Genomic DNA, 25598 nt, shown 5'->3' with positions numbered 1-25598 from the left:
AAGTTATGTAAGTTCATTTAGAATTCTTTGTCTTCAATTAAAGAAGTCAAACTTAAATAACTTTAGATGGTTAAAAAAATAAAATAAAAATACCACAATATGAAAATAATAGCTTTTGGAGGAAGTAACAGTACACAGTCGATCAATAAACACTTGGCAACTTACGCGGCAAGTTTATTTGAAAATGTTGATGTAGAAGTTTTAGATTTAAATGATTTTGCAATGCCTTTGTTTAGCGTTGATTTAGAAAAACATGTTGGCCAGCATGAACTTGCAAAAGCTTTTTTGGCTAAAATAGAAAGTGCTGATCTTTTGGTGGTTTCTTTGGCAGAGAATAATGGTAATTATTCATCAGCATTTAAAAATCTTTTTGATTGGTGTTCAAGGATAATGAAAGAAATTTTTCAGCAAAAGCCAATGTTGTTATTAGCAACTTCACCCGGAGCGCGTGGCGGAGCGTCAGTTTTAGAAATTGCAAATAATGCTTTACCAAGATATGGAGCGCAAATAAAAGCTACATTTTCATTACCGGTATTTAATGCTAATTTTGATTTAGCAGAAAATAAAATCTCAAATGCTGAGTTAGATAAAGAACTTAAAGATATTATCAAATCAAGTTTTTAATCAATGCCGCAAAAAAAGATTGCTTTTATATTCCTGCTGTTAAACAGTATTTTTTTGAATTACACTTTTGCTCAAAAAATTAGTGAAGTTGATAAAATAGTTGCAAAATATCCAAACAAGTTTGCATCAACAGAAAAACTAGCAGAAAAAATTGAAAGAGACTTCAATTCTGATTATGATAAAGCGAGAGCAATTTACAGCTGGATGGCTTTTAACATAAAGTACGATTACAATGCTTTTTTAAATCCGCCCAAAACACAAGGTTTCTCATACTCGACAGAAGCAGAAAAGCAACGCAAAATTAAAGCGTTGAATGATAAAATGCTTCAAAAAGCTTTTACTTCTAGAACAGCAGTTTGTGAAGGATTTACGGCTTTGTATCAACATTTAGCTGAATTGGTTGGTCTTAAATCTGAAATAATTCGAGGAGATTCTAAAACGAGATTGGCTGATATTGGAAGAAAAACAACTTCTTCAAACCATGCTTGGAATACTGTTTTGATCGATAAAAAGTGGCGCTTAGTTGATGTTACTTGGGGACAAGGATATTATGACAGCAACAAAGGAAGGATGGTTAATGATTATACATCTGTTTATTTTGATACTGATCCTGATTATTTTTTTGCAAAACACTTTCCAGATTCAGGTTCTTATTTAGGAAATAAATTAAGTAAAGAAGATTTTCTTAACGGGCCTTTAATTTATAATAAAACAATAGAAGAAGATTATAAAATTAAATCACCAGATTCTGGAATTATTGAAGCTAAGTTTGGAGATAAAATTACTTTTGAAATCAAAAATGTTTCAAAATCCGATCAAGTTTTTTATCTCAATAAAAAGAATCAGCCCGTTAAAATTCAAAACTCAAAAGAAAAACGAGGCAGTTTAGAATTTCAAATCACTTACGATAAAAACATAGGAGATTATATTACCATTTATGTAAATACTAGCAGTATTGTTTCTTTTAAAATAATTAAAAAATAAATACTGAAAGGTTTATTTAGCTGGGTTTTCTTCTTTTATCGAATTGCCGTATCTTAGCCATTCAGGACTTGAATTAATATGCTATGGAAACAACTTTTTTGAAATCGATCTTAGACAATGATTTCTATAAATTTACGATGCAGCACACTGTAATAAAACTTTTTCCAAAGGCAAGAGTTCGTTATGGTTTTATAAATAGAGGAAAACATATTTTTCCGCCTGGATTTGCAGATTTACTTCGAAAATCGGTTGATGCAATGGCTAATTTGCGATTAACTAAAGAGGAAAAACAGTATTTATCTCATCATTGTCCTTATTTAGATCCTACCTATTTCGACTTTTTGCATGGTTATATTTATGATCCTTCAGAAGTTCAAATTAGTCAGGAAGGATCGGATATAAAAGTTACAGTAGAAGGATATTGGTATCGTACTATTTTATGGGAAGTACCTTTGATGGCATTAATTTCGGAGCTTTTTTATAAATCCAATCATTTAATTCGCTTAAACGACGAGGCAATAAAAGAGCTTACCAAGAACAAGATTGACAATTATAACAAGCTTGGAGTTTCGATTTTAGAATTTGGAACACGACGTCGTCATTCTTATGATGTGCATGTTTTGGTAAATGATACGCTTCGAACGTTTGGTTCAGAAAGTTTTATAGGAACCAGCAATGTACATTTTGCGATGGTTAATAATATCAGACCTTTAGGAACTCATGCTCATGAATGGTTTATGTTTCATGCAGCGCAATATGGGTTTAAAATGGCTAATTTTATGAGTCTAGAACACTGGACACAAGTTTATGGAGGGGATTTAGGAATTGCCTTGACAGACACTTATACTACTGAAATTTTCTTTAGCCAATTCGATAAAAAATACTCTAAACTTTTTGATGGAGTTCGTCATGACAGCGGCGACCCGATTGAATTTGCTCAAAAAGTAATTTCGCATTACGTTAAAATGGGAATTGACCCGCAATCAAAAGTCATTGTTTTCTCGGATTCTCTAAATTATGATAAAGTAAAAAGTATAACAGATTTTTGTAAAGGTAAAATCAAGATGTCGTTTGGAATTGGAACCAATTTTACCAATGATGTAGGTTTGCCATCAATGAATATGGTTATAAAATTAACCGAAGTAAAACTTGAAAACAGACATTGGGAAGGCGTTGTAAAACTTTCTGATGAAAAAAACAAAAATACGGGAACGCCTGAAATGATTGCTTTGGCGAAAGAAGTACTCGGAATCAAATAGTGTTTTTTTTGCCGAAAAAGCAGTTTTTCCATAAATTTAGCTCCTGTTTTATTTTAAAATCAATTTAAATAGATTTTAAACTGTTATTATTCATAACAAAAAGAAAATACGCTTTTATTTTTTGTTAAGAAATGGTACATTAGCAAAAAATCCTAAATTCATATATGCTAGAGCAAAATCAATATACCGAAGATAATATTCGTTCGCTTGATTGGAAAGAACATATCCGTATGCGTCCCGGAATGTATATCGGAAAATTGGGAGACGGTTCTTCTCCTGATGATGGTATTTATATTCTTTTAAAAGAGGTTTTAGACAACTGTATCGATGAGTTCGTAATGGGTTCTGGAAAAACTATTGAAGTGACTATCAAGGATAAAACGGTTTCTGTTCGTGATTACGGACGCGGAATTCCGTTAGGAAAAGTAGTCGATGTAGTTTCGAAAATGAATACAGGAGGAAAGTACGATTCTAAAGCTTTCCAGAAATCGGTAGGTTTGAATGGTGTCGGAACAAAAGCAGTTAATGCACTTTCGAACTATTTCCGTGTAGAATCTGTTCGTGATGATAAACAAAAAGCAGCGGAGTTTTCGGCAGGAAATTTAGTTTCAGAAGAAGATGTAATTGATACTACAAAACGTAAAGGAACAAAAGTAACTTTTACGCCAGACGAAACAATATTCAAAAACTATAAATTCCGTTTAGAGTACGTTATCAAAATGGTTAAAAACTATTGTTACTTAAACAATGGTTTGACTATTATTTTTAACGGAGAAAAATATTATTCAGAAAACGGACTTCGTGATTTATTAGAAGAAACAATCAGCGAAGATGATTTAGAATATCCAATTATCCACTTAAAAGAGCATGATATCGAAGTTGCACTTACGCATAGTAAAACACAATACAGCGAAGAATATCACTCTTTTGTCAATGGACAAAATACAACGCAAGGAGGAACGCACTTAGCGGCGTATCGTGAAGCCGTTGTAAAAACGATTCGTGAGTTTTATAATAAGAATTTCGAAGCATCTGATGTTCGTAAATCGATTGTGAGTGCGATTAGTATTAAAGTGATGGAGCCTGTTTTTGAGTCTCAGACCAAAACAAAATTAGGTTCTACAGATATGGGTTCTGACGACGGAACACCAACGGTTTCTGTTCGTACTTTCGTAAATGACTTTATCAAAACGAAGTTAGATAATTACCTGCATAAAAATCCAACAACTGCTGAGGCTTTACTTCGTAAAATTCTTCAGGCAGAACGCGAGCGTAAAGAATTATCAGGAATTAGAAAACTGGCAACAGATCGTGCTAAGAAAGCCAATCTTCACAATAAAAAATTAAGAGACTGTAGAGCGCATCTTCCAGACACCAAAAACCCAAGAAACTTAGAGAGTACGCTTTTTATTACCGAGGGAGATTCGGCTTCTGGATCTATTACAAAGTCGCGTGACGTGAATACACAAGCCGTTTTCAGTTTACGTGGTAAGCCTTTGAATTCATACGGAATGACGAAAAAAATTGTGTATGAAAACGAAGAATTCAACTTATTGCAAGCAGCATTAGATATCGAAGACGGATTAGAAAAATTACGTTACAACAACATCGTAATTGCAACCGATGCCGATGTCGACGGAATGCACATTCGTTTGCTTTTAATTACTTTCTTTTTGCAGTTTTTCCCAGAATTAATCAAAGAAGGACATTTGTATATTTTGCAAACACCACTTTTCAGGGTTCGTAACAAAAAAGAAACGATTTATTGTTATTCTGAAGACGAAAGAAAAGACGCGATCGAAAAACTAAAACCAAAACCAGAAATCACCCGATTTAAAGGTTTAGGAGAGATTTCGCCAGATGAGTTCAAAAACTTTATTGGAGATACTATTAGACTTGATCCGGTTATGATGGATAAACATACCTCAATTGAGCAGTTGTTATCTTTCTATATGGGAAAAAATACTCCGGATAGGCAAGAGTTTATTATCAAGAACTTGAAGGTGGAGATTGATGAGCTTGAAGAAGCTTAGAATTTTAAAGTAGAATCTATTGTCAGACGGTCTTCAAAATAAAATTATTTTCAAACAAGTTGCCGAGTTATTGCAAAATGCCCGACAACAGGTTTTGCACACCGTAAATTCAACAATGACAATTACTTATTTTCAAATTGGAAGAATAATTGTTGAAGAAGAGCAAAATGGGAAAGATAGGGCTGAATATGGAAAACAGCTTTTGCAAAGTCTTTCTCAACAGTTGACAAAAGAGTTTGGTAAAGGTTTTTCAGTTGATAATTTAAGTAATATGAGAAAGTTTTATTTGACTTTCTCAATTTCCGAGTCACTGACTCGGATTTTGCAAATTCAAAAAGCGCAGTCAGTGTCTGCGGAATTTAATGAAATAGATTATCAAACTTTGACTTCATTTTTTAAATTGACATTTACCCATTATGTCTTTTTAATGCGAATTGAAGATGAAAAAGAAAGACGGTTTTACAAAATTGAATCTGAAAAAAATAATTGGAGTGTCAGAGAACTAAAACGCCAATACGATACGGCACTTTACGCACGATTGGCTTTAAGCAGAGATAAAGAAGGAATTTTAAAGCTCTCAGAACAAGGCCAGATTATTGAAAAACCAAAAGATATTATTAAAGATCCTTACATATTAGAATTTTTAGGATTGCCAGAATTGCATCAATATTCAGAATCTCAATTAGAAGAAGAAATCATTAATAAACTAGAGCAGTTTTTATTAGAATTAGGTCATGGTTTTACTTTTGTAGCAAGACAGGAAAGAATTACTTTTGATGATAAACATTTTAGAATTGATTTAGTTTTTTACAATAGAATATTAAGATGTTTTGTACTTATTGATTTGAAAATAGGAGAATTAAAACATCAGGATTTAGGTCAGATGCAAATGTATGTCAATTATTATGACAGAGAAATGAGATTGGAAGATGAAAATAAAACAATCGGAATAGTACTTTGCCAAAATAAAAGTGAAGCCGTAGTAAAATATACATTGCCAGAAAATAATGAGCAGATTTTTGCAAGTAAATATAAAACCGTTTTACCTAGCGTTGAAGTTTTAAAAGAACTTCTTGAAAACAAATAAAATTATAATTAGATATAATTAAATGAAAGACGAAGAAGACGATAACATAATTCCAAACGACGACGAGAATAATTCAGATGAAAATCAATTTGATGAAAATCAAGATGATTCAGATGATATTATAAATGTAGATGCAAAGAATTTCGAAGGACAGCATTTTTACGAAAATCAGGAAGAAGAAGGAGAAGACGTTATTACCAAAGTAACGGGAATGTACAAAGACTGGTTTTTGGATTATGCTTCGTATGTAATTCTGGAACGTGCAGTTCCCGCTATCGAGGACGGATTTAAACCGGTTCAGCGTCGTATTATGCACTCTTTAAAAGAGCTGGATGATGGTCGTTATAACAAAGTAGCCAATGTTGTTGGTCACACCATGCAGTATCACCCACACGGAGATGCGAGTATTGGCGATGCCATGGTGCAAATTGGTCAAAAGGATTTATTGATTGATTGCCAGGGAAACTGGGGAAATATCTTAACGGGTGACGGAGCAGCAGCTTCGCGTTATATTGAGGCACGTTTATCTAAATTTGCTTTGGAGGTTTTGTATTCTCCAAAAATCACTGATTGGGGTGTTTCATATGACGGTCGTCGTGCAGAACCAAATAATCTTCCGGTAAAATTTCCATTGCTTTTGGCACAAGGAGCAGAAGGTATTGCGGTTGGACTTTCGACAAAAGTTTTACCTCATAACTTCAATGAGTTAATCGATGCTTCTATCAAGATTTTAAAAGGAAAACCTTTTACATTATATCCTGATTTCATGACGCAAGGTATTGCCGATGTGTCAAATTATAATGATGGACTTCGTGGCGGACGTGTGCGTGTGCGTGCTAAAATTTCGCAATTAGACAAGAATACATTGGTGATTACACAGATTCCGTTTTCAACCAACACATCTAGTTTGATTGACAGTATTTTGAAAGCCAATGAAAAAGGTAAAATCAAAATAAAGAAAATTGAAGATAACACTGCTGCTGATGTTGAGATCTTAATTCACCTTTTTCCAGGTGTTTCTCCAGACAAAACAATTGATGCGTTATTTGCATTTACTGCCTGCGAAACATCTGTAGCGCCTTTAGGATGTGTTATTGAAGATAATAAACCATTGTTTATCGGAGTTTCTGAAATGTTGAAAATATCAACACACAGAACGGTTGATTTACTTCGTCAGGAATTAGAAATTCAGTTAGAAGAATTAAAAAATAAGTGGCATTTCTCTACTTTAGAAAAAATCTTCATTCGTGAAGAAATGTATATCGACTTCAAATTATATGGAGACAGAGAATCACTTTACAAATATTTATACGATCGTTTTGAGCCTTTCAAAAAATCATTTGTCAGAGAAATTACTGATGAAGATTTACAGCGTTTGACTCAAATTCCGATGATTCGTATTACACGTTTCGATTCTGATAAAGCCGATGAATTGATTTCAAGGTTAGAAGAAGAGATGAAAGAAGTAGAGCATAATCTGGAACATTTGACAGATTTTGCAATTGCATATTTCACTAAATTAAAAGAGAAATACGGAAAGGGCAGAGAACGTCAGACAGAACTTCGTGTTTTTGATAATGTTGAAGCTACAAAAGTAGTTTTACGTAACACAAAACTATACGTAAACCGTGAAGAAGGTTTCGTAGGAACGAGTTTAAAGAAAGACGAATACGTAGGTGATTGTTCTGATATTGATGATGTCATTGTGTTTTTACGAGATGGAACATTAATGATTACAAAAGTAGATGCGAAAACTTTTATTGGAAAAGATATTATACACGCTGCCGTTTTTGATAAGAGTGATAAACGTACTATTTACAACATGATGTATCGTGATGGAAAATCAGGTCCGTCGTATATCAAACGTTTCAATGTTTCGGGTGTGACACGTGATAAAGCGTACGATTTAACAAACGGAACAAATGGTTCGCAAGTTGTGTATTTTTCACATAACCCGAATGGAGAAGCTGAGGTTGTAACTATTTTATTGCGTCAAATAGGAACTATTAAAAAACTGAAATTCGATATTGATTTTGCTAAATTGGCAATTAAAGGACGTGGTTCTAAAGGAAATTTAGTGACCAAATATCCAATCAAAAAAATTGAATTAAAGGAAAAGGGGATTTCGACTTTACTGCCAAGAAAAGTTTGGTTTGATGATACTGTTAAACGTTTGAATGTTGATGCTAGAGGAGAATTGCTTGGAGAATTTAAACCAAGTGATAAAATTTTAGTAATCAGTCAGACTGGAAAATTAAAAGTTATTATTCCAGAATTATCTACTCATTTTGAGGAAGATATGATTGTGTTGGAAAAATGGAAACCTAAAAAACCAATTTCGGCGATTTATTACGATGGAGAAAAAGAACGTTATTTCTTAAAACGTTTCTTGGTAGAAAACGAAGGAAAAGAAGAGAGTTTTATTACAGATCATCCAAATTCGCAGCTAGAAATTGTATCAACGGATTATCGTCCTGTAGCGCAATTAGTTTTTGCAAAAGTAAAAGGAGTTCAAAAAGAAGATCTGCATATTGATGTTGAAGATTTTATTGCCGTAAAAGGTTTTAAAGCTTTAGGGAATCAATTAACGGCAGATAAATTAAAACAAGTTAATTTGTTGGATCCGCTTCCTTTTGAAGAACCTGTAGAAGAAGTTCCAGAAAAACCAGAATTGCCAGAAGATGATTCAGTCGAAACAGAATTAGAAGATGATGGCCAGATTGGTTTGATTTTAGAATAAAAAAACAAAAAACGCTAAGATTGATTTCTTAGCGTTTTTTTATATAAAATTGTCGAAGTCTAATTTTAAAGAGAAACGACTTCTTCTTTAATCCATTTTACTTCGTTGTTTTCGATGCTGACAGATATTGTATCTCCATCTTGCACTTCGCCAGAAATTATTTTTTTTGCTAAAGGTCTTCTTAAATGTGTTCTAATAATACTTTTAATTGGTCTCGCTCCATATTTGGCATTGTAACCATTTTCAGCAAGATAAAGTTTCGCTTCTATCGGAATTTCGACTTTAATATTGATGTTTTTCAGCAAATCCATGAACTCTTTCTTAAGGTGAATTTCAAATATTTTCAATGCATTTTCTTTGCTGATAGGCGCAAAAGGTACAATCTCTGTCAAGCGTCCCAAAAATTCAGGTCTGAAATAATTTGCCATAATTTCCATTAAAGAACTTGAATTCGGAATTTCACCATTATTGAAAGTCGTGACAATATGATCTGCACCAATATTCGAGGTAAAAAGAATAATTGCATTCGAGAAATCACCTTCCTTTCCTAAGCGGTCATGGAGTTTTCCTTCATCCATTATCTGAAGAAAAACATCAAAAACTGAAGGATGTGCTTTTTCAATTTCATCAAATAAAACAATGGAATAAGGTTTTTGTCTGATCTTGTTTACTAACAAGCCGCCCTCTTCATAACGAACATATCCAGGAGGCGCACCATAGAGCAGTGCTGCAGAATGTTCTTCTTTAAATTCAGACATATCAAATCGGATAATTGCATTTTCATCTTGAAAAAGAAATTCGGCTAAAGATTTGGCTAACTCTGTTTTACCAGTTCCCGTTGGACCTAAAAAGAAGAATGATGCAATAGGCTGTCCAGCTTTGCTCAATCCTGATCTCGATTCTAAAATTGAACCTGCAACGGTCGAAATACAATGATCCTGACCAATAACTCTTTGGTTTAATACTTCTTCAATGGTGCTTAGTTTCTGCTTTTCTTCTTCATTTAGTTTGCCTGCGGGAATACCCGTTTTTTGGGCAATGACTAAAGAAAGATCAAATGCTTCAATGTGGCTTCTTTTGTCCAGAGCTCTTATTTCAAGAGTGTTTAAAAGAAGTGTTATTTGATTAATTAAAGCTGTAGAAGATTCTAATTGTTTTGTTTCATTTTCTTCTTCAGTAATCATTAAAAAGGCGGTTTTTTGTAATATGTCTGCTAAAAACCAGTGACATTCTTTAATTAATTGTTCTTCAGATAAATTGGCGTCATTGTTTTTTAAAACGGCTAATTTGTTTTGAAGTGCTCCTTTTTCTTTTAAAAAAGTCTCACCTGAAGTTTTTAAAACCGACATAGTATGATCAATCAAATTAATTGCTGATTCTGGAAGACTTTTTTCTTTTAAATACCTTCTAGATAATCGTATTGATTCTGAAATGGTTTCGTTGTCAATTTGAATTTTATGATGTTCCTGATAAATTTTGATAGATTCTCGAATCATTCGAAATAATGTTTCATCATTTGCCTCTTCTAGTTTGATAATTTCAAACATTCCAGCAAGACCTTGTTCTTTTTCTATTCTTTTTGAAAATTCATCTATCGTCGAGGTTGCAATAATATTTAAACCTTTTGCCATCTCACTTTTTAAAATGTTGGAAACTCCTGAGTCACCGCCATTTTTATCCAATAAAGTATGAATTTCTTCAATGAACTGCTTCAAAATCTGCTTGATCTGCTTAAAGATGAAACATCTTCATTTTCAGGCTTAGGAAAAGATTTTATGACCAGTTCATTGTCGCAAATCAGCCAGCTTCTAGCATCTGTTGAACAACAGGCTAAAGAAAGTAGTTTTTTGAAGAATAATGATCCATATTTAATTATCAAGCCTAAGATTGAAAAAAATATGGAAAATTCGTTCCAAATTAATTATTGGTCAACCTGTGCAGAAGAAGGAAATGATGTTAAAACAGGGACAGTCTTAGAATCTTCAGATTTGACTTTTGTAAGTAATAGTATAACTCTAATGACCAATACAGCTGGTGGTTTAAATAAACAAAGTAATAAAGACAGAATTCTAGCGTATAGAAATGCTTTACTGAGCCGCGGCAGAATCGTAACTTTTGCCGATATTAAAGCCTTTGGATTTAGTCATTTTAAAAGCTCGATTTTAGATATAAAAATCGAAAAAGGAACACGAAAAGAAATTTCGGTAAAAGCAGGTTTTAGCCGAACAGTTGATATTTATATTAAAACAAATCCTGAGGAGAAACAACATTTGTCGGATTCTGAGTGGAGCTATTTATGCGAAAGCTTCATGAAGAATCTTAAAACCAGATCTTCAAATGTGTTTCCGTATCGAATGTTTGTTGATTAAATGTAAAACGGCCAAAAAGATGATTTTTGGCCGTTTTTTTTCTAAAAATTATTTTGGTTTTACTGGTATTTCTTGTCCGTAAGCGTTTTCATAAAAGCAACTAAAGCTTTTTCTTCTTTTACAGTTAGGTTCAATTTATCAAAAGGAAGCGTTTGGTTTTCTACTTCGTAGCCTAAGCCTTGCCCGCCGCCTTTATTGTAAAAAGAAACTACTTCTTCCAGCGTTTTAAAAACTCCGTTGTGCATATATGGAGCTGTAACTGCTGCATTTCGTACAGTTGGAGTTTTAAAGGCACCAACTAATTGCGGCATTTTATTATACAAATAACGACCTTTATCTGGGCTTAATGTTTTTCCTGAAGCTTCCTTTGGAGTTCCAATAACTTCATGCTCCGTTTTAGAATAACTAGGTGGAACTGTTCCGTTAAATAATGGCGTAAAATGACAAGTTGCGCATTTTGCTTTTCCCATAAAAAGGTTCATTCCTTCTATTTCTTCATTGTTAAGACTGTTTTTATTTCCTCTCATGTATTCGTCAAATCGAGAATCGAAAGCGTTTAAAGAACGAACATAACTAGCAATAGCATTTTGAATTTGCCAAGCTTCAGGTTTTGAGGTTTTTGGATACGCTTTTTTAAATAGTTTTACATATTCATTATCCAATTGAATCTTTGCATGAATATTTTCCATAGAACCATGCATCTCATCTTTATTTTGAATAACGTCTACACTTTGTTTTTCTAAATCTAATTGGCGCATATCCCAAAATTGAGCGTTTTGTAAAGAAGCGTAGGTTAGAGTAGGAGTATTTCTGGCTAAATTCGAACCAGTCAAAGAAACGTTTGTTTTTAAGCCGTCTGTAAATGCTTTTTCAGGATGATGACAGGAGGCGCAGCTTCGATCGTTGTTTTTAGAAAGACCTTTGTCATAAAATAATTTTTCTCCTAAAACAGCTTTTTCTTTCGTAAAATTATATTCGTCAGAAAGCACAAAAGCGTTGACATCAAACGCATCTTTATCAAATAAAGTTTCAATAGCTGGGTTTAATGGACTGCTTTTTTTAACATTTTTAATATTTTCTTCTTTCTGAAAAGCTTTAATTTTTTTTGAAATCGGATTTAGATATTCCGTTATAAAAAAGGCACGATTAAAAGCATTGAAATTATTGTTTTCAGTGCAGTACTTTTGCGCTTTTGCAGTTAATTTGTTTAGGTCTGATAATGATGTATTACCGGCGTTAATTTTTTCAAGTGATTTTGAAATTACAATCAAACTTTCGGCCGCTTCTGGAATTGAAGATTGTAAAATTGGACTGTCAAAACCTGTAATTCCTAAGGCAATAACCCTAAAAATATTTTGTTGAATAGCGTCTAGTGCATAATCGTTACTGATCGTAATAACTTCAAAAGTGCTTTTCAGCTGTTTAATATTGGACTGAAAAATATTCAATTCTTTAATTATATCGGGATTGTTTTCAGCATCATATTCTGGATAAATCATTTCTTCGATAACCTGAAAACCATGAGGTTCAAATGATCTGTTTTCTTCAAGTTCCATTTCATCTAAGGCTGGACCATTCATAAATCTCGCTGTCTCAGGTGCAAAGTATTCAATTGCCCATTCAACTTTTTTATAAGCCAGACGTGATTTTTTAAACTGTTCAACAATTTCTTTTTGCGATGAGGTATTTGTAATCAGCTTCTGAAATTTTACAATTTCATTGTTTAACTTGGTTAAGTCAACTAATAAATCTTGTTTTATAGTCGTTTTTGAAAGTTCATTTTTTTGGCATGAAAAGAAAAAACAAAGTGTCAAAAGTAGAAAAGTAAAGTGCTTTAATTTCATAATAGTATTGTAATAGAAACAACCCTTATCTAGAAAATAAGGGTTGTTGATAGATTTTGGCTGTATTTATTATCGTTGTACGTTTCTAATAATTACAGTTTGTCCGCCCTCTTTGTTAGTTTGAGTTCCAGAACCATCAGCGTTTTTAAACGCATCGCTCTGCCAAGTGTGAGGGTGAATATTTACAGTAAAAGTATCAGGAACACCAATGATATCAGATATATCTTCCATTGCTCCAAATTCCCAGCTTCCAAATCTCATTTCACCAGTTTGGTTGTAAAGAGCATTCCAAGCCGTATCCGTTCTTTTGTGGTTCATGTTTAACCAAGGTTTATTTTGTTTTGTAGCGATATTGTATTGCCAGATGTACGAATCGTGTTTAGCATCAGCATAATAGCTGTCACCATCTTCCTGAATGTAAACGAAATTTTCAGTTACACATAAGTTATCTGGGTTGATGATTCCCGTTCCTGGAGTACTGTCACCTTCGACAGCCAATTCTAAAGTTCCTTTAAGCGGATCTGCAGCGTCCATTTTTAATTTATAAACTCTTCCCCACATTGTATATCCATCAACAGGAGCATTGTTTGTTGCTTGACCAGTTGCTGTAAAATATACTTCTCTGTTGTTACTTGCACTTCCTTTTCTGTAATCGACATCTTCAACTCTTGAAAAACGAATTGCTTTTAAGTCATTAACGGTTGTATTAATTACAGCTCCTGTTAAGTTTTTAGCATTTGGAATTTCAACAAACTGAACAGGATAAGAGTTGTTTAGTTTCATTGTAGTTTCTACTTGATTCCCGTCAGTTCTTTTTAAAGCATATAGTTTACCATTACTTAAATCTCCAACAGTAGAACTCATATACATAATCAATTGTCCTGCACTTACGTGTGAAGTTGCATACGATTGATCTTCTCCAATAAGAATAACAGTTTTCCCTGGATAAGCTTCTTTAGGAAGCGGAACAGCATTTTCCATACTTGCTTTTCCTAAAGCTGGTAAAACTCTATCTGTTCTGCTTTTATCTGATGATTGTCCTAACGGATTAATTCCGTGAACCATACTTTCTTGTCCGCTTTCTCCAGCAGTTAAAAAGATAGGACCAAATCCGTGAATTTCTGGTGTTGCTAAAGTTGCAGAGCATAAACGTGTTAAACCTCCAACTCCGTCAACAAGATAATCTCCTTTTACAGGTTTAAAAGTTTTGTCTAAATAAACTCTTGAAACTGATTGCAGGATTTCATGATTTGTAATCATAATATAACCTTCTCCAGTTGGATTTTTCATTAATCCAGCACCATCAGGCTGTGCACCGTAAACAAATTTAGGAGAATCTGGAAGTACGTCAGAACTTGCAATTAACGTGCTTATTTTAAGGTTTTCAAAACCTGTCATCGGAAATACAAAAGCAGGAACTTTTGAGTGTGAAGTAAAGTCGATAGCAGTGTTTACATCTTTTGATGAATCTTTGTCGTCATTTTGGCAGCTAATTACAGAAAGACCTGTAATACCAAGCAATGCAACTGATTTTAAAAAAGTAGTTTTCATATTTGTTTTGTTTTTTTGATTGAGGCAAAGCTATCTTCGAAAAACAAAATATATGTTATGCTAGTTTTTTCTTATTGCTAATAAATAATAAGTCAAAGATTACTAAATGGTAAATTTTTGAGTCTAATGTAAATTTTAGAGTATTAATAAAATCTTAAAATTATTTAAAAAGCTGATTTAAAGAAATTTCTTTTTTCTCTTTTAATTTTTTTACAATTTTCAAAAAAGCAATTGCGGTAATATAAGCATCGCCCAAAGCCGTATGTCGATCTTTTTTTGAAATATCAAATTTATCTGCAAGATCGTCTAAAGTGTAATGATCTTTGCGCTCAAACAAATGAGATTTAATTAGTGTTTTTTTGTATAAATATGCCGTATCTAAAGTTTTATTAGTTAACTGCGGCAAATTATTTCTTTCTAATGCTTTGTTAATCATAGTGATATCAAAAACTGTATGATGTGCAATGATAATAGAATCTCCTAAAAAAGTTAAAAACTGCTGTAAAGCCTCTAGTTCACTTGGGCGTTTTAAAACAAAATCTCTTAATATTCCGTGAATCTGCGCAGTCGATTTGTCGTAATGATCTTGCTGAAGATAAATTTCCAGTGTTTCCTGAACAGAAATTACGTTGTTTTGCAGCACTAAAGCGCCAATGCATAAAATTCGATCATTTTCGTAGTCGAATCCTGTTGTTTCAGTATCTAGAACTACAAATCGGGTTTCTTCGATAGTGATGCTTTCGTCGAAGAGTTCGTCGTCTTTTTTCCAAAAATTAAATAAACCCATCGCTATACTAAATTTGAAATATTAAATCGTATCGAGATAAGTTCTTGAAGTTCTTTTATAGTTTTAAAAGTACGTTTCAGTTTAATTTTTTCCATTTTAGATAAAGATTCCAAAGCAATAAACTGTCCAGAATCGTGGTGTAAAAGTCCTTGTTTGGTTCTAAATTTTAATAAAGCTTTAAAGGAGTAAGAACAGGATAAATAAAGTTCTCTATTATTAGGTTCCAATTCTGCCAGTTTTTCAAAACGCTCTGCAGTATTACTGATAGATTTCACAGAATGGGATAAAATTAATACTCGTGCGGCATCTGTTAAAGGCATTAAAGCTCGTCTTTTAATATCGAAATTATCTTTATTTGCGCCGTCTTGCTCTACAAGAAATTGTCTGAAGAATCCTGTTGGAGATGGATTTTGCAATGCACCACTCACTAAATGAACATAAAATATTGGGTTAGCTTTTATGTCTTCAAAAATAAAATCGGAGAGTTGATTCGCAATTTCGGCATCGCCATACGTCAAACTATAATCAAAGAAAATAAACGATAATAAAACCTCATTTTTTCCTGGATTTGTAATCCAGTGATGCACTTGAGACTTCCATTCATCTAGACTCATACACCATTTAGGGTTCGAAGCCATCATTTCGGCAGGACAATAATCATAACCAATATCAAATAAACCTTTGTTGACCAATGCAGCAAATTTTAAAAAATAAATTTTAGTTTCATCTTTAAAAACATCTGAAACATTTTCATATACAATCGCATTGTCTTGATCTGTATGCAGCATTTGTTCACCTCGTCCTTGGCTTCCTAGAGCCAGCCATGCAAATTTTACAGGCGGCGGACTGCTCATTTTTTCAATGCAAATTTCGATTACACGTGTTGTGCAGGCTTCATTGAGTTCTGTTATGATTTTAGAAATCAATGTCATCGGAATATTTTGATCTAAATACCCTTGAAGAAGCTGCATAATACGATTTCGAATAGGTTTTATTTCTTTAGTTTTTTTAGCTCTTTTCAAAGCTTTAATCAAAACTGCCGGGTTATTTCCAAGAGCAACCATTACATCGTGTTTCGATAAAATTCCAACTGCTTTTGTATTTACAGTTCCATCTTTGGTAAGACATAAATGGCTGATATTGCTTTTCATCATTGCCATTTGAGCCTCAGTAACCGTCATTTTTTTCGGGTACGTAATCACAGGTTTTGTCATGATTGTTTCGGCAGTTGTCATGATTGAATAATCTCCAGTAACAATTTTATTGCGAAGATCTTTATCAGTCAAAATACCAATTGGCAGCATTTCGTCGACAATCAATATGGCGCCTACTTTTTTAGTATTCATGATTTTGGCAATTTCTTTTACTGTTGTAGAAGGACTGCAAGTGACTATTTTTTTTGAATATTTTATGGGCGCTAAGTCGAATGAATCATTGTTTGAATGGCGGTTTTCATTCAATAAATCGTCATCACCGTATAGTTTGTCTTTATGAATATCTGAATAAGGATTTTTAGTATTTGAAGCATAACTTTCAATCAGGAAATTACCAATATTTCTATTTTCAAGGGCATAAGGCTTAAATACGGCTATAGGAATTGCATATAGAATGGTTTCTTCGTGTGCAACGGCTTCCATAATATAATTTTCCTGTGCTAAAAGCGGACGTAATCCAAAAATATCACCTTCGTCACACATATCTAAAACAGTGCTTTTTTGACTTTTTTTGAGTGCAACTGCTCCTTTATGGACGACATAGAAGGAATCGTGCGTTTTTTCATTTTCGGCAAAAATAACAGCATCTTTATCTTTATAAACAATAGAGATTTGTTCCGAGAGCTTTTCGAGATCCATTGGATGCAAAAAATTAAAAGGAGGGAAGTTCTTTAAAAAGTCGGCAACTCTTTGTGAAATGGTATTTTTCATACATCAGATTTGAAATCTAATGTACTATATAAAATAGAAATGTAAAAGGAACACCTGATTATTATTTTGGTTTGATTGTAAAGGTGCATAGGTACAAAGGGGCAAAGAGGCAAAGGTGAAGAGGTAAGGGAAAGTTAAAAAATAGTTTTTTTTAAGAGTAAAAAAAAAGTCCCAAAAAAGGGACTTTTGATTTTACGTTTATTCTTGTCTTCTGCGGATTCTCATATTAATAAATTCCACAGCAAGTGAAAATGAGATGGCAAAATATAAATAACCCTTTGGTACAGCACCAATATGTTCACCCGCAAGAGCAGCGTTTGATAAGTGCATACTTTCTGTAATTAACATGAATCCAATTAAGATTAAAAACGAAAGTCCTAATATTTGAATGGATGGATTTTTGTTTACGAAGTTTCCAACAGGAACAGCAAACAACATCATAACGGCAACCGAAATAATAACTGCGGTTATCATAATAGTCAGTGCGCCGTGTACACCATTTGTCATTCCAACAGCAGTTAAAATGGAATCAACCGAAAAAATTAAATCGATCAATAAAATTTGAACAATAACATTTGAAAATGATTTTTTTGCTGCAGTCTTAATTGTTTGTTCTTCCTCGCCTTTATGGTCAACTTTTTCGCTGATTTCTTTAGTGCTTTTATAAATTAAAAATAAACCTCCAAGGAATAAAATAACGGCTTGTCCAGTAAAATCGCCTTCAAACCAACCCCAATGAATGCTGAAAATTGTCGCTTTCATGGCAATTAAATAGGAGATTCCCATCAATAAAGCAATTCGCATGAACATAGCTAGAAATAAACCTATTCGGGTTGCTTTTTTGCGATCTTCTTCAGGCAGTTTACCTGTAACAATCGATATAAAGATGATGTTATCGATTCCTAAAACAATTTCAAGAAAAGTTAGAGTCAATAAAGCAATCCAAGCATCAGGATTTAAGAATACTTCCATATCAAACGAGTTTATTTATATTATTTAGTCAATTTTAAAAACAGTACCGCGTTGTTTTTCCTCAGAACCAACCATACCAAATTCAAATGTATAAGAATCTTTTGTGGTGTTTAGAATTTTCATGCTGATTGCTTTTTCTTCGGCCATATTTTTTGGATGCTTTTTTTGCAGTACATATTCGCAGTCGCTCACCCAGCGGATAGTTGAAGTATCTGTTTTTCCTTCAAAAGTTTCGATTTCAATATTGTCTTTGCGTTCAAAAACCGTAGTTTTTTTTACGCCGTTTACTTCAAACTCAAATTTGAATTTTCCGGTTTTAAAATCTTTACAATTGTGCTCGGCATTATAACAGGATACCAGCGCTAATACTGGAAGTAAGAATAGTATTTTTTTCATTTAATTTTAATTATTGCGAAGTAGATGTTTATGATTTTGGAAGTATGAATTATTTGAATATGAAGTGAAGATCAAATCATAAATCAAAAATTGTTATTCATCATTCAAAAATCTTTTCATTTCAATTTATTTAATTCATCATCGGTAAAGTTCTTAATTTCTTTCTCTTTGGCAAACTTTTCGGCATTGTAATTTCCTGATTTATTCTTTGGAATCGATAAGCTGTCCCAAGAACTGTTTTTTAGTTGTTTAGCATAAAAAATAATCTGGCCAACATGATAAGGATAATGTGCAAGTTGTCTATTTATGGCTTCGAAAACGGTATGACCTTCATTTCGAATATAAATAATATCCGAAAGCTGTTCTGGTTTTAAACTGTTCAGAGCATTTTCCAGACATTTCCAGCCTTTATTCCAAACTTCTAAAACCTCTTGTTTTGACTGTAAATCATTTTCAAATTCTGAATCACGATTTCGCCATTCCTTTTCGCCATCAGAAGTTAAAAAGTCTGTCCATCGCGAAAGCATATTTCCCGAAATATGTTTTACAATCGCGGCAATACTGTTAGTATCATCATTTGTTTCAAAAAAAAGTTGTTCAGGTTCTAATTGGTTGATCGCTTTTTCGCCAAGTGTTTTGTAATACAAAAATTGTTTTTTAACACTTTCTAAATAAGATTCATCTGTTTTCATGATTTGCGTGTTTTAAGATTGAAGCTCAATTTTATTTTCGGAAATCAGTAATTTTCCCCAATCATTAAGTTTCCATAGTATTTCGACTAATTGTTCTCCAGTTTCGGTCAAAGTATATTCAACACGCGGAGGAAGTTCATTAAAAGAATGTTTTATCAATATGCCGTCTTCTACCATTTCATTTAACTGCTGATTTAAAACGCGTCTGTCTACTTTAGCAATGCCGCGTAAAAATTCACTTGGTCTTTTTTTTCCGTCATTAATCTGCCAGACAATTGGAATTTTCCATTTTCCGCTGATACAGTTTACAGCAATTTCTAATGGACAAATTTTATTTTCTGTGTTTCGTTCCTTTGTTTGCATAAAATTGACTTTTGTGTCCCTATGGGATAAAAATATGCGGTATTGCCAGGCTGATCCAACTTACCGATCTTTACAAAAATAGTCAAAATTTTAAGCAGAATGAGCGAATTAACGAATCAAATTGAAACATTGAATACAACCATGAAACGTAAAGGAGCACGATCTGCAAAAGATATTCCGAGTTCTATTTTAGAGCAGCTTAATAAAGGCGAAATTGAATCGGCGAATTTGATAGAATGGCTTGCTTTTAATCAAACTGCACTTCTCGAAAACCTCTTGAAAGAACTAAATAGAGCTGAATATTTGGAACCTATTTTAATAGATATTAGAAGCTTGAAAAAGCAAACAGTTAATACTATAAATGAAGCAATTGGAACTGGAATATTAAAATTATCTGCTTTAAATAATGATTTAAGCATCCTTTCGGATATTTCTAAACATAAATCAGATTTAGTTAGATGCTGGTCAGCATACACAATAGGAAAAAATCCAAAATATACAATTGAGGAAATGTTAGAGCAAATTCAGTTTTTAGCAGCCGATAAGCATTTTGGAGTTCGAGAAATTTCATGGCTGGCTGTCCGTTCAAATATTGTAAAGAATTTGGATAAAAGTCTTGAAATTTTATTAAAATGGACTTTAAATGAAGATGAAAATATCAGACGTTTTGCAACCGAAGCAATTAGGCCGCGAGGAGTTTGGTGCGAACATATCGAAGCGCTTAAGAAAAAACCGGAATTGGCTTTGAAAATTTTAGATTCTCTGAAATCTGATCCATCAAAATATGTTCAGGATAGTGTAGGGAACTGGCTTAATGATGCCAGTAAATCGCGACCAGATTTTGTTAAGGATTTATGCAAAAAGTGGCAAACAGAAAGCACTGTAAAAGAAACAGCTTATATTATAAAGAAGGGATTGCGAACAATTGAAAAATGAAAGTTGAGCCGTTATTTATACAATCTTAATATCGTATTTATCTAAAAGTCCAATAATTCCCTGAGTCGAAAATTGTGCTTTTCGCATGGCATTAAATTCAGGATCGATTTTGTAATTGTAAGCCGTTCTAAAATCAACTGCGGCCAATTGCGTTTCGTTAAAAATAGCACCGTCTAAATTGCAATTGTCAAAAATAGAATTGGTTAAATTAACACCTACAAAAGTTACTTCTCTAAGTGATGAATTAATAAATTTTGTTTTTGGCATTTTTTTATTAGCAAATGAAGCATAATCTAAAGTGCATTCCTCAAAATGGACTTGAAATAAAAAATCGTCACATTCATTAAAAGCAATTCCTAAAAGTTTGCAATTTCTGAAAGTCACATTTTTTAAACTCGTTCCCGCTAAACTTGTCATAGATAAGTTGCAGTCAATAAATTCAGAGTCTAAAAAAGTATTAGAATTAAAATTACTATTCGAAAAATCACAATTTTTAAACACACAATCTTCAAACTCACGATTGTTTATTTTTTTATCGATGTAAACAACTTTTTCGAATGTTTTTTGAATGTGAATTAGACTTTCCATTTTCTGTTGGATAAATATTAAATAACAAATGAATACTTAATAGGTTCGGAGCTGTTAAGAATTGTTTACTTGACTAAAATTAGTCATTAAATATACCTTTCATAATCGTTTTCAATCCGTAGAAAATTAAAAACATAGAAGCTAAGCAAGCCGCAATTCCAATTCCTAAAACTAAATAATGCCAATTGGTATGTTGATTCATAAAAGCATTGTAAATCAATGAAGGCCCAAGAAACATTAATGGCAGAGCACCAGTTAAATATTTGATTCCTTTTCCTAATAGTTGCTTATTTGTTGCCATTTGAGTGTGTTTTTGTTTCAAGTTTGAAAACTTGATGAAGTTTGCGGTTAAAGGTACCACAAAGAAAACGGTTTACTTATGATAATTATCAACAGCATTTCTAACGCTGCCATATTTTTTTAGTAATTCAGACGCTTGATCATATGAAACTGGGATTTCACCCATAATCATTTTAACACCGCGATCTACAAGTTTTACATTACTTAACTGCATATCGACCATTTTGTTGCCTCTTACTTTTCCAAGCTGAATCATTGCTGCTGTCGAAATCATGTTTAAAACCAGTTTCTGTGCTGTTCCTGCTTTCATTCGCGAACTTCCTGTAATAAATTCAGGACCAACTACAACTTCAATAGGAAACTTTGCTGTTAATGCAAGCGGACTTCCTGCATTGTTAGTAATACAGCCCGTTATAATATTGTTTTGGTTACAGGCTTCTAATCCTCCAATAACATAAGGAGTTGTTCCAGAAGCTGCAATTCCAATCACTACATCATTTTGATTGATATTATAAGACTTTAAATCAATCCAAGCTTGTGTAGGATTGTCTTCTGCATTTTCAACTGCTCGTCTTATAGCGGTATCACCTCCCGCAATTATACCATTTACTAAATCAAAGGGAACACCAAAAGTAGGCGGACATTCTGAGGCATCAACAACACCTAAACGACCTGAAGTTCCCGCTCCAATATAAAATAATCTGCCGCCAAGTTTCAATTTTGCAACTATTTGTGGTATCAAAGCTTCTATTTGAGGTAAAGCTTTTTCTACCGCATAAGGAACAGTTTTATCTTCTTGGTTGATATTTGATAACAATTCATGAACAGACATTTTTTCTAAATGTTCATATTGTGATGAGAGTTCAGTTGTTTTTGTAAATGTCATTTGAGTGTTATTTAGACCAGTCAAAATTAATATTTTTTTATTTTAATAAAGAAAATTACAACACAAAGTCACAAAGAAATGTAATCTTTTTTTGTGCTCTATTTTTTAGCAATAAAGACTGTTTGTCAGAAGTTTTGTTACGCGAATGCGAAAAGCAATATTGTTGAATAGTTAAGATTAATGAAGAAACTAGACTTATTAGCTGGAATATCTAGGATTTTGGCTCGCAATCAGCTTCTTTTTTAATGAAAATCTAAAAAGAGAGAGGCTTTAATTTTTTGTCAGTTATTTAAAATTTCATAAATACTAAAAACATTTGGCAGTATTATTTTTGAAACTTACGAATAAAAAGCAAGTAAGAAAAAGCACCATTTTAATAATAAAAAATGATATTCAGCTATTAAAAAGGAAACGAAATTTTATAAAATTACAAGAAAAATGCTAGTAAAATTCCAAGTACAATCATTGAAACTTTTGCGATATTAAATTTATGTCCTTCGCTGCTTTCAAAAATAATGGTCGATGAAATGTGGAATAGAATACCTATTACTACTGCGGTAATTTCAGTATAATATTCATTTAAAATTGGCAGATATTCAGAAGCAACAGTTCCTAAAGGTGTCATTACGGCAAAAGTAAGCATGAAGGCAAAAATCGCTTTTTTGTCTAAATCGGCATTGATAAAAAATGTGGTTAAAATTACTGCAATTGGTAAATGATGAATTGCAATTCCTAAAGCCAAATCATGATGATGACTTACAGGAAAACCTTCTAAGAAGGCATGAATACAAAGACTTATAAAAAGCAGCCACGGAATTTGCGACATTTTTGCATGACCATGAACGTGCCCGTGTTCTGCGCCTTTTGAGAAAAATTCCAGCACAATTTGAAATAAAATCCCAAGCATAATAAAAATCCCAATATTATGATTGTGAGATTCATAAACTTCGGGCAAAAGATGCATTACGGTTAAAGATAACAAAAATGAACCGCTGAATGCCAGCAGTAACTTTAAATTGGTTTTGTTTTTTGGTTTTAAAAACAAAGCCACTATATATCCTAAAAGTACAGAGAATAAGGGTAGTAAATAGTTCATTTCGTTTCGTGTAATCGTTGATTTGTTTAATCGGTTAATTGTTTTTTGTTTAGCGATTAAACGGTTAAACAATTAAACGATTCCCCAATTTACTTAAAAATCATGATTAATCGTTCGCTTTCGGTTTTATGGAATTTTTTGAGTTTGTAATCTCCAAAAATGTCTAACAGAAAAATTCCTGCTTCATCCATTAAATCTTGAAAGTCTTTCAAAGTTAATGCTTTTACTTTTTCTGTAAAATGATATTTTCTGCCTTGATCTTCAAAGTCAATTTCTTTGAAAATGTGACCGTCTTCAACATATCTTTTTATGTGAAAATCAATTTCGTCAACCGTTTTTACTTCTTCTGGAACTAAAGTTTCAATAACTTGGTTTACATTCATAAAATCAATTACAGCAAAACCATATTCAGATAAGCTTTCTTTGATAGCTTTCAGGGTAGTCAAATTATCGTCGTCACTTTCAAAATAACCAAAACTGGTAAAAAGATTAAAAATGGCATCAAATTTTTCTTCAAAAGGTTCACGCATATCGTGCACTTTAAAGTGCAGCGTTTCGTTGCTGTTTTTATTGGCTTCTGCAATGCTGTTTTCAGATAAATCAGCCCCTAATACATTATAACCAAGTTGGTTTAAGTATATAGAATGTCTTCCTTTTCCGCAGGCTAAATCAAGCACCTTTGCTTTTTCTGGAAGATTAAGGTAATGTGTAAGATTATCCATAAAAACCTGAGCTTCTCGGTAATTTCGATCTTTATAAAGAATGTGATAATACGGAGTATCAAACCATGAAGAGAACCAGTTTTCTGTATTACGATCCTGATTTGGTGTTGATGAGTTTGGTGCTTCAGACATTTATTCTATTTCATTTAATTTAAAGTACCGCAAATTTAGTGTATTTTTGCCGAAAAATAACTATTTCGCAGTGATACTAAATTTTATCATTGCATAATGTAGAGATGCACCGCTGTGCATCTTTTGAGTTTTAGTTTTTTTAATTTATAGAGAAATGGAAGAAAATTTTAGAATGATTGCCAAATGTTTTTTTGGCTTTGAAGAAATATTAGAACAGGAATTACGTACGCTTGGTGCTCAGGATGTTGAAAAAGGAGTGCGAATGGTAAGTTTTAAAGGAGACAAAGGTTTTATGTATAAAGCCAATTTGTCGCTTAGAACGGCGTTGAAGGTATTAAAACCAATTTACTCTTTTAGAGCTAACAACGAGCAGGCATTGTACAAAGGAATTTCTGGTGTAAACTGGTCGAAACTGTTAAATGCTAATCAAACTTTTGTAATTGATGCAACCGTACATTCTACTTATTTTAATCATTCTGAGTTTGTTTCTCAAAAATGTAAAGATGCTATTGTGGATCAGTTTAGAGAAAGAACAGGACAAAGACCAAGCATTGATAAGCAATATCCTGATTTGCGAATTAATGTGCATATCGACAAAGATCAGGTTTCGGTAGCTTTAGATACTTCTGGAAATTCACTGCATCAGCGCGGTTATAGAACGGCTACAAATATTGCACCTATAAATGAAGTTTTGGCAGCTGGAGTTCTGTTGCTTTCGGGTTGGGAAGGGCAAAGTCACTTTTTAGATCCAATGTGCGGATCAGGAACTTTTTTAGCAGAAGCAGCAATGATTGCCTGCAATATTCCGGCTAATATCAATCGTAAAGAATTTGCTTTTGAAAAATGGAAAGACTGGGACAACGATTTGTTTGATCAGATTGTAAATAGTTTGATGAAAAAAACAAAAGAATTCCATTATACTATAAAAGGTTTTGACAAAGCGCCAAGTGCGGTAAGTAAAGCAAAAGATAATATTAGAAATGCTAATCTTGAAGATTATGTAACCATTTCTGAAGACAATTTTTTCGATTCTGAAAAAGAAGTAGAAGGAAAGTTGCATATTGTATTTAATCCGCCGTATGATGAGCGTTTAGATATTCATATGGAGAAATTCTATGCTAGTATTGGTGACACTCTAAAGAAAAATTATCCAGGAACAAATGCTTGGTTTATCACCGCAAACCTAGAAGCTTTAAAATTTATTGGATTAAAACCATCAAGAAAAATCAAACTTTTTAACGGAAGCCTTGAAGCTCGTTTGGTAAAATACGAAATGTACGAAGGCAGTAAGAGAACGAAATTTCAGGTCTAA

General features: G+C 32.9%; 22 protein-coding genes and 1 pseudogene. 9 read left to right on the top strand and 14 right to left on the bottom strand.

The genetic code is table 11. The features are described from left to right. The first annotated feature begins 99 nt into the window (after positions 1–99). The 6 genes from B0A75_RS00970 to B0A75_RS00945 all read left to right on the top strand — a co-directional run bounded on the left by B0A75_RS00970 (position 100) and on the right by B0A75_RS00945 (position 8727). Positions 100–624 (top strand): NADPH-dependent FMN reductase, encoded by a 525-nt coding sequence (locus tag B0A75_RS00970; protein ID WP_089052420.1) that lies wholly within the window; start codon positions 100–102, stop codon positions 622–624. A 54-nt stretch (positions 625–678) separates the two neighbouring features. Continuing rightward, complete coding sequence (locus B0A75_RS00965; protein WP_244284326.1) at positions 679–1608, top strand: transglutaminase domain-containing protein; 930 nt, start codon at positions 679–681, stop codon at positions 1606–1608. 83 nt (positions 1609–1691) lie between these two features. Then, positions 1692–2867 carry a nicotinate phosphoribosyltransferase gene (gene pncB, locus B0A75_RS00960; protein ID WP_089052418.1) on the top strand — a complete coding sequence of 392 codons (1176 nt, stop codon included), beginning with the start codon at positions 1692–1694 and terminating at the stop codon, positions 2865–2867. Between the two features lie 164 nt (positions 2868–3031). Then, on the top strand, positions 3032–4900 hold the full coding sequence (locus B0A75_RS00955) for a DNA topoisomerase IV subunit B (protein WP_089052417.1): 1869 nt from the start codon (positions 3032–3034) through the stop codon (positions 4898–4900). Positions 4901–5015: 115 nt separating this feature from the next. After that, on the top strand, positions 5016–5987 hold the full coding sequence (locus B0A75_RS00950; RefSeq protein ID WP_244284325.1) for a PDDEXK nuclease domain-containing protein: 972 nt from the start codon (positions 5016–5018) through the stop codon (positions 5985–5987). A gap of 22 nt (positions 5988–6009) precedes the next feature. Further along, on the top strand, positions 6010–8727 hold the full coding sequence (locus B0A75_RS00945; protein ID WP_089052415.1) for a DNA gyrase/topoisomerase IV subunit A: 2718 nt from the start codon (positions 6010–6012) through the stop codon (positions 8725–8727). 65 nt (positions 8728–8792) lie between these two features. Here the strand turns inward: B0A75_RS00945 and B0A75_RS20445 are convergent. Continuing rightward, a pseudogene (locus B0A75_RS20445) lies at positions 8793–10460 on the bottom strand (AAA family ATPase); the annotation flags it as partial. On the opposite strand from B0A75_RS20445, the gene B0A75_RS00935 reads away from it, so the two are divergent. Next, on the top strand, positions 10416–11096 hold the full coding sequence (locus B0A75_RS00935) for a hypothetical protein (protein ID WP_244284323.1): 681 nt from the start codon (positions 10416–10418) through the stop codon (positions 11094–11096). The pseudogene B0A75_RS20445 and the gene B0A75_RS00935 sit on opposite strands and share 45 nt — an antisense overlap. A gap of 59 nt (positions 11097–11155) precedes the next feature. On the opposite strand, the gene B0A75_RS00930 is transcribed toward B0A75_RS00935, so the two are convergent. From B0A75_RS00930 to B0A75_RS00895, 8 genes are all read right to left on the bottom strand, one after another. After that, positions 11156–12940 (bottom strand): cytochrome-c peroxidase, encoded by a 1785-nt coding sequence (locus B0A75_RS00930; RefSeq protein WP_089052414.1) that lies wholly within the window; start codon positions 12938–12940, stop codon positions 11156–11158. 69 nt (positions 12941–13009) lie between these two features. Beyond that, the gene (locus B0A75_RS00925; protein WP_089052413.1) at positions 13010–14491 is read right to left on the bottom strand and encodes a PhoX family protein; all 1482 of its coding nucleotides are present in this window, start codon (positions 14489–14491) and stop codon (positions 13010–13012) included. Between the two features lie 160 nt (positions 14492–14651). Next, positions 14652–15278 carry a 3'-5' exonuclease gene (locus B0A75_RS00920; RefSeq protein ID WP_089052412.1) on the bottom strand — a complete coding sequence of 209 codons (627 nt, stop codon included), beginning with the start codon at positions 15276–15278 and terminating at the stop codon, positions 14652–14654. A gap of 2 nt (positions 15279–15280) precedes the next feature. Further along, complete coding sequence (locus B0A75_RS00915; protein ID WP_089052411.1) at positions 15281–17203, bottom strand: DUF294 nucleotidyltransferase-like domain-containing protein; 1923 nt, start codon at positions 17201–17203, stop codon at positions 15281–15283. 198 nt (positions 17204–17401) lie between these two features. After that, the gene (locus B0A75_RS00910; protein ID WP_089052410.1) at positions 17402–18175 is read right to left on the bottom strand and encodes a TerC family protein; all 774 of its coding nucleotides are present in this window, start codon (positions 18173–18175) and stop codon (positions 17402–17404) included. A 24-nt stretch (positions 18176–18199) separates the two neighbouring features. Then, the gene (locus B0A75_RS00905; protein WP_089052409.1) at positions 18200–18571 is read right to left on the bottom strand and encodes a DNA topoisomerase IV; all 372 of its coding nucleotides are present in this window, start codon (positions 18569–18571) and stop codon (positions 18200–18202) included. A gap of 116 nt (positions 18572–18687) precedes the next feature. After that, positions 18688–19263, bottom strand: a complete 576-nt coding sequence (locus tag B0A75_RS00900; protein WP_089052408.1) for a DUF1572 family protein — start codon at positions 19261–19263, stop codon at positions 18688–18690. Positions 19264–19275: 12 nt separating this feature from the next. Continuing rightward, the gene (locus tag B0A75_RS00895) at positions 19276–19626 is read right to left on the bottom strand and encodes a winged helix-turn-helix transcriptional regulator (RefSeq protein ID WP_089052407.1); all 351 of its coding nucleotides are present in this window, start codon (positions 19624–19626) and stop codon (positions 19276–19278) included. 99 nt (positions 19627–19725) lie between these two features. Between B0A75_RS00895 and B0A75_RS00890 the strand changes: the two genes are divergently transcribed. Beyond that, positions 19726–20562, top strand: coding sequence for a DNA alkylation repair protein (locus B0A75_RS00890; RefSeq protein ID WP_244284322.1), 837 nt, complete (start codon positions 19726–19728; stop codon positions 20560–20562). Positions 20563–20577: 15 nt separating this feature from the next. On the opposite strand, the gene B0A75_RS00885 is transcribed toward B0A75_RS00890, so the two are convergent. The 5 genes from B0A75_RS00885 to B0A75_RS00865 all read right to left on the bottom strand — a co-directional run bounded on the left by B0A75_RS00885 (position 20578) and on the right by B0A75_RS00865 (position 24286). Continuing rightward, positions 20578–21150 carry a pentapeptide repeat-containing protein gene (locus B0A75_RS00885; RefSeq protein ID WP_089052406.1) on the bottom strand — a complete coding sequence of 191 codons (573 nt, stop codon included), beginning with the start codon at positions 21148–21150 and terminating at the stop codon, positions 20578–20580. 79 nt (positions 21151–21229) lie between these two features. Further along, on the bottom strand, positions 21230–21451 hold the full coding sequence (locus B0A75_RS00880; RefSeq protein ID WP_089052405.1) for a DUF6095 family protein: 222 nt from the start codon (positions 21449–21451) through the stop codon (positions 21230–21232). A gap of 72 nt (positions 21452–21523) precedes the next feature. Then, positions 21524–22336 (bottom strand): N-acetylmuramic acid 6-phosphate etherase, encoded by an 813-nt coding sequence (gene murQ, locus B0A75_RS00875; protein ID WP_089052404.1) that lies wholly within the window; start codon positions 22334–22336, stop codon positions 21524–21526. Between the two features lie 427 nt (positions 22337–22763). Further along, positions 22764–23432: a ZIP family metal transporter gene (locus tag B0A75_RS00870; RefSeq protein WP_089052451.1), complete on the bottom strand. Its 669-nt coding sequence runs from the start codon at positions 23430–23432 to the stop codon at positions 22764–22766. Between the two features lie 89 nt (positions 23433–23521). Then, the gene (locus B0A75_RS00865; protein ID WP_089052403.1) at positions 23522–24286 is read right to left on the bottom strand and encodes a class I SAM-dependent methyltransferase; all 765 of its coding nucleotides are present in this window, start codon (positions 24284–24286) and stop codon (positions 23522–23524) included. Between the two features lie 154 nt (positions 24287–24440). Between B0A75_RS00865 and B0A75_RS00860 the strand changes: the two genes are divergently transcribed. Next, positions 24441–25598, top strand: coding sequence for a THUMP domain-containing class I SAM-dependent RNA methyltransferase (locus tag B0A75_RS00860; protein ID WP_089052402.1), 1158 nt, complete (start codon positions 24441–24443; stop codon positions 25596–25598).

The organism is Flavobacterium oncorhynchi, from assembly GCF_002217355.1.
Taxonomy (GTDB): domain Bacteria; phylum Bacteroidota; class Bacteroidia; order Flavobacteriales; family Flavobacteriaceae; genus Flavobacterium; species Flavobacterium oncorhynchi.
Note: the sequence above shows the minus strand (reverse complement) of the source record. Positions and strands in the feature narration are given on the sequence as shown.